The sequence below is a fragment of the Nakamurella sp. genome (assembly GCF_048594475.1).
Taxonomy (GTDB): Bacteria; Actinomycetota; Actinomycetes; order Mycobacteriales; family Nakamurellaceae; genus Nakamurella.
In genome coordinates this window covers 1-2,041 of sequence record NZ_JBMDXT010000541.1, presented here as the reverse complement: position 1 = coordinate 2,041, position 2,041 = coordinate 1, and the positions used below count along the sequence as shown (strand labels likewise).

Sequence of the window (2,041 nt, the reverse complement as noted above, 5' to 3'; positions counted from 1 at the left end):
CAACAAGGCCAAGCGCAAGCCGAAGTTCGCGGTCCGCGGGTACACCCGCTGCAACCGCTGCGGCCGCCCGCACTCGGTGTACCGCAAGTTCGGCCTGTGCCGGATCTGCCTGCGCGAGATGGCGCACGCCGGCGAGCTGCCCGGCGTCACCAAGGCCTCCTGGTAATCCAACCTCCCTGCTTCCGTTCGTCACAGGCCCTGCCCAGCAGGGAACCGGGCGAGAAAGGCACGACCACATGTCCATGACCGACCCCATCGCGGACTTCCTCACCAGGATCCGCAACGCCAGCTCGGCGTACCACGACGAGGTCGTCATGCCCTTCTCCAAGCTGAAGGGCAGCATCTCCGACATCCTGGTCAAGGAGGGCTACATCGCCTCCTGGACCACCGCCGACGCGACGGTCGGCAAGTCGCTCGTCGTCAAGCTCAAGTACGGGCCCAACCGCGAGCGCTCGATCGCCGGCATCCGCCGCGTCTCCAAGCCCGGTCTGCGGGTCTACGCCCGCTCGACCGAGCTGCCCAAGGTCCTCGGCGGCCTGGGCATCGCGATCATCTCCACGTCCAGCGGGCTGCTGACCGATCGTCAGGCCGCGAAGAAGAAGGTGGGCGGGGAAGTCCTCGCCTACGTCTGGTAAGGGGGTCAGAACATGTCTCGAATCGGACGGTTGCCGGTCCCCGTACCTGCGGGTGTCGACGTCTCCATCGTCGGCAACACCGTGACGGTCAAGGGGCCCAAGGGCACCCTCACCCACTCCGTGGTCGACCCGATCAAGGTCGCCAAGGAGGACGGCGAGCTCAAGGTCTCGCGGCCCGACGACGACCGGGAGTCCCGGGCCCGCCACGGGCTCACCCGCTCGCTGCTGAACAACATGGTCATCGGGGTCACCCAGGGCTACAGCAAGCAGATGGAGATCGTCGGCGTGGGTTACCGCGTCACCGCCAAGGGCAAGGACCTGGAGTTCGCCCTCGGCTACTCGCACCCGGTGCCGGTCCCGGCGCCGGATGGCATCAGTTTCGTCGTCGAGTCCCCGATCAAATTCCGGGTCGAGGGCATCGACAAGCAGCAGGTCGGCGAGGTCGCCGCGAACATTCGCAAGCTGCGCAAGCCCGATCCCTACAAGGGCAAGGGCGTGCGTTACGCGGGCGAGGTCGTGCGGCGCAAGGTCGGAAAGACGGGTAAGTAACCATGGCCGCTTCTGTTTCCCACGAACGCCGGGTCTCCCGGGCCCGTCGGCACTTCCGGCTGCGCAAGAAGATCTCCGGCACCGCGGTCCGCCCGCGGCTGGCGGTCAAGCGCTCGTCCCGGCACATCACGGTCCAGCTGATCGACGACACCGTCGGCAAGACGCTGGTCTCGGCCTCCACCCTGGAGGCCGACCTGCGCGCCACCGACGGCGACAAGACCGCCAAGGCCCGCAAGGTCGGCGAGCTGGTCGGCCGGCGTGCGGTCGAGCTGGGCGTCACCACGGTCGTGCTCGACCGCGGTGGCGACGCCTACCACGGCCGGATCGCGGCCCTCGCGGACGGCGCCCGCAGCGCCGGCCTGGAGTTCTGATGACGCACTACATGATCGAGAGGGATATCTGATGCCCGGACCACAGCGCGGCGGCTTCGGCGGCGGCGACCGGGGCGGCAACGATCGCGGCGACCGGCGGGACCGCCGCGGCGGCCGCGACGGCAACCGCCGCGATGCCCCGCAGGAGAAGAACCCGCTGCTCGAGCGGATCGTGGTGACCAACCGGGTCGCCAAGGTCGTCAAGGGTGGCCGGCGGTTCTCGTTCACCGCTCTGGTCGTCGTCGGTGACGGCGACGGGCAGGTCGGCGTCGGCTACGGCAAGGCCAAGGAGATCCCCGCGGCCATCGCCAAGGGCGTCGAGGAGGCCAAGAAGTACATGTTCCGGGTGCCCCGGATCGCCTCCACCATCCCGCACCCGGTGCAGGGTGAGGCGGCGGCCGGCGTGGTGCTGCTCCGCCCGGCGTCCCCCGGTACCGGGGTCATCGCCGGCGGCCCGGTGCGTGCCGTCCTCGAGTGCGCCGGCAT

5 protein-coding genes are annotated in these 2,041 nt (G+C 69.4%); all 5 read left to right on the top strand.

The genetic code is table 11. The features are described from left to right. On the top strand, nt 1–166 hold a 166-nt coding region (locus ACOJUF_RS24365), incomplete at its 5' end, for a type Z 30S ribosomal protein S14 (RefSeq protein WP_420124395.1). A 70-nt stretch (nt 167–236) separates the two neighbouring features. Further along, on the top strand, nt 237–635 hold the full coding sequence (rpsH, locus tag ACOJUF_RS24360; RefSeq protein ID WP_420124394.1) for a 30S ribosomal protein S8: 399 nt from the start codon (nt 237–239) through the stop codon (nt 633–635). 12 nt (nt 636–647) lie between these two features. Further along, a complete protein-coding gene (gene rplF, locus ACOJUF_RS24355; protein ID WP_420124393.1) occupies nt 648–1,184 on the top strand; it encodes a 50S ribosomal protein L6 in 537 nt (178 codons plus the stop codon). 2 nt (nt 1,185–1,186) lie between these two features. Continuing rightward, nucleotides 1,187–1,555 carry a 50S ribosomal protein L18 gene (rplR, locus tag ACOJUF_RS24350; RefSeq protein ID WP_420124392.1) on the top strand — a complete coding sequence of 123 codons (369 nt, stop codon included), beginning with the start codon at nt 1,187–1,189 and terminating at the stop codon, nt 1,553–1,555. A 31-nt stretch (nt 1,556–1,586) separates the two neighbouring features. After that, a partial coding sequence (locus ACOJUF_RS24345) for a 30S ribosomal protein S5 (protein ID WP_420124391.1) occupies nt 1,587–2,041 on the top strand: 455 nt, incomplete at its 3' end.

What these genes read in the sequence shown, in the direction of transcription:
- rpsH (WP_420124394.1), top strand. Translation starts at nt 237, where the DNA reads ATGTCCATGACCGACCCCATCGCGGACTTCCTCACCAGGATCCGCAAC.
- rplR (WP_420124392.1), top strand. Translation starts at nt 1,187, where the DNA reads ATGGCCGCTTCTGTTTCCCACGAACGCCGGGTCTCCCGGGCCCGTCGG.
- rplF (WP_420124393.1), top strand. Translation starts at nt 648, where the DNA reads ATGTCTCGAATCGGACGGTTGCCGGTCCCCGTACCTGCGGGTGTCGAC.